Source organism: Pseudoalteromonas sp. McH1-42 (assembly GCF_022347845.1).
Lineage (GTDB): Bacteria > Pseudomonadota > Gammaproteobacteria > Enterobacterales > Alteromonadaceae > Pseudoalteromonas > Pseudoalteromonas rubra_D.
The window spans coordinates 1-3,315 of sequence record NZ_JAKRFU010000055.1 but is presented as its reverse complement, the minus strand read 5'-3'; the positions used below and the strand labels follow the sequence as shown (position 1 = coordinate 3,315).

Genomic DNA, 3,315 nt, shown 5'->3' with positions numbered 1-3,315 from the left:
TGGTCTGGCAGATATTCTGTACCGCAACAGTAATAATGACTGGTATGCCCGGATCAATACAGGCACAGGGTTTGCCAGCGGGATCAAGTTATTTAACTATGACAAGCCAAGCCTGAAGGTGTTTGATATCAATGGTGATGGGATCCCAGAGGTATACCGTGAAGATCACGGAGATCATTTTTACTTTTATAACGGCACGAACTTTACGTACCGCAAAATGACTTCTAATGGGTCGAACTATGACTTCACGACTTATATGGACGTCACGGGTGATGGCAGCGCAGACAAACTGGTATTCCAGGGTCGTATGGGCTTATATCAGAACTCGGATGCACCGACCAACCTGATCTCGTCGGTACGAGACGGATTTGGTGCGTATACGAGGGTGTCGTATTCGACGCTGAACAACCGCAATATTTACACACCACATAATGATGCCCGCACCAAGAGCTGGGGCAATGGCCGCGTTACGGATGTGAAGTCCGGCGCCCGTGTGGTGAGCATTCTGGAAACAAAAGGCGAAACCATTAAGTATAAGTATCACGGTGCGAAGGCCCAGGTGGGTCGTGGTATGCTGGGTTTCCGTCAGATAGAAATGGAAGCGGTCAATGGCGGGACTAAGGTTGTTACAACCTATCGTCAGGATGGCGATTACCGGGGCAGCCCGGAGCGGGTTCAGACCTATGTACGTTATGGCAGCGACACATCCACCGGTGGCGGCTCAGGTGGTGGCTCCGGCGGAGGGTCGGGTGGCGGCTCCGGTGGCGGTGGTGACTTAGATCCTTGTGAAGTATTTCCGGAAAGCTGTAATTGCTCCTGGCAACCTGGTGAGCGTTGCGAAGCACCAAAGTTTGCACCAATAGATACTCTGGCTGCCTCAGCCAGGACTTTTAGTGCGGCAGAGGGCATTTCTGCTGCTGGGATACAGGCATCGCCTGTACAGGTAAGCAGTGCACAGTTTGCAACGCTGTCTACGGCGTCGGTGAATACCAGTATCTGGCGTCTGAAATCAGATATGACGTCGACTTTTGGTCGTAAGCAGGCAACGAGTTTTGTTACTGCCAATAGCACCAAACCCTATATTGTCTATCCGTCCAGAACGGTTACTAAAACCTATAGTACGGATGTCAGCAGTCTGACGTTGATAGCGACCAAAACTAAAAATGTTACGGTGGACAGTTACGGTAATCCGTTAACGCAAAGCAGCATAGTTGATTCGAAAAATGGCTATGCAAAGACAGACACAAGAAATACTTACAGCTACAGCAATTACGGTGGCCGGGTTACTAAAACGGTGGAGACCAAGCGTTATCTGAACCGTTTGAATGGCACAAATAAAGGGAATTATCAGAACACCCATACCTCAACCTTTGCCTATGACAGCAAAGGGCGCCTGATTAAGTCAACCGCAGATAACGGTGTGGTGAAAAGCTATACCCTGAACAGTTATGGCCTGATCACTAAAGAAACGGTTTCTAAGTCAGGCTTACCTACCAAGACGCTGGAAACCTATTATGACAGCACCTACCGTTTGGTCACGGGTGAGAAGAACAGCCTCGGGCATCGCAGTTCCATAGGTTATGACAGCCTGGGTCGTAAGTCCTATACCCAGACTGCCAATGGTCAGCGGACTTACTACACCTACGATAAACTGGGTCGCCTGACAGGAGAAACTTCAACTCCGGCTGACAATACAAGCAAGACTGGCGTTAAGGCACTGAGCAGCAGCGAGAGTAAATACTGGTGTACCAGTAGTAATGGCTGTGTGAGCGGTGCGGCGTATTACGAGGAAAGTGTGTCTGAGAGCGGGCCTACCAGCCGACAGTACTTTGATAAGTATGGTCGTGTGTTGCGTGAGTCTGGTATGTCCCTGAGTGGTACATTCATCAACGTTGATTATTTGTATGACACCAAAGGTCGCAAGTACAAAGAGTCCATGCCTTACTTCCACGGTGGCACGCCACTTTGGAATGTGTACAAATACGATAAGCAGAATCGGGTTGTACAGATAACTAAGGCAGATGGCTCTATCTGGAAAACCGAGTACAACGGCGAGAGTGTGACCACGGTTAACCCGTCTAATCGTAAAAATACCCAGCTGACAAATGCGATAGGCCTGCTGGTCAAGGTCACAGATGCAAACAGTAAATCGGCATACTATGAGTATGATGAAAATGGTAAGTCGCGCCTGCTGACTGGCCCTAAGGGCAATAAGATCCAGGTCAGTTATGATAAGTACGGCAATAAGACCCGTGTAATCGACTCTGACAAGGGCACCATCAATTACAGCTATAATGCCTATCATCAGGTAACCCGAGAGTCAGACAGCAATGGCAATGTGATCACGTATCAATACGATGTACTGGGCCGAAACACAGAAGTACAGCGCAAGCGCGGTGGCACGAAGCTTGAGCATCATGTGGTGAATACCTATGACAGTGGTGCGTATGCCAAGGGGATGATTGCTGTGACGACCGACAGGGTCACAGGATTTACCGAGCGTGTTTACTACGACAGTTTTGGTCGTAGCCGCGAAAAGCATACGGTGATTGACGGCACTACTTATAAAGAAGTTAAGCATTATAATAATGCCGGTCAGTTATATAAAGAAACAGATGCGTCGGGCAAGTCAGTGACTTACCACTACAATGCGCACAAGCACATGAGCTCCCTCAAAGACTTGCAGACGAACAGTGTCGTCTGGCAGGCCTCGGCGGCGGATGCCTTTGGTAACGTCACCACAGAGAAACTGGGTAGTCGCATTACCCGGACTAAGGTGTTCGATCAGAAGACCGGTTTGCTGACCAGTCTGAAGTCAACGGGCAGTGGCACGTTACAGAACTGGGCCTATAACTGGAGTAATCTGGGTAACCTGAATTATCGTCAGGACCATACGATTGGTAAGAAAGAAACGTTCGGGTATGACAGCCTGAATCGGGTTACCAGCAGTGCGATATCAGGGGGGCCGAGCACCACAATCAGCTATAATGAGCTGGGTAATATCACCTATAAAACAGGTGTGGGCCATTATCATTACCAGTCGAGCCGCCCCCATGCGGTGACCAAAGTCACGGGTGACAGAGCCAATACCTACCAGTACGATGCGGCAGGTAACATGGTGAAGGACAATGCCCGAGAGCTGGTATACAACACCTTCCACAAGCCGGTTTACATCAAAAAAGACAGCTACTGGATGGAGTTTGCCTACTCAGGTTATGGTAAGCGTTATAAGCGTACTGAATTTGGTGGTGAAAAAGGTTTGCTGTTGCCTATCCTCAACGGGGATATCAGCACCTTTATTCCAATCGCACAGGA

At 49.2% G+C, this 3,315-nt stretch carries 1 protein-coding gene; it reads left to right on the top strand.

All coding sequences use genetic code 11. From position 1 onward, the window contains the following. Positions 1–3,315: hypothetical protein (locus tag MHN31_RS23895; RefSeq protein WP_239445526.1), on the top strand; the 3,315-nt coding region annotated here is incomplete at both ends.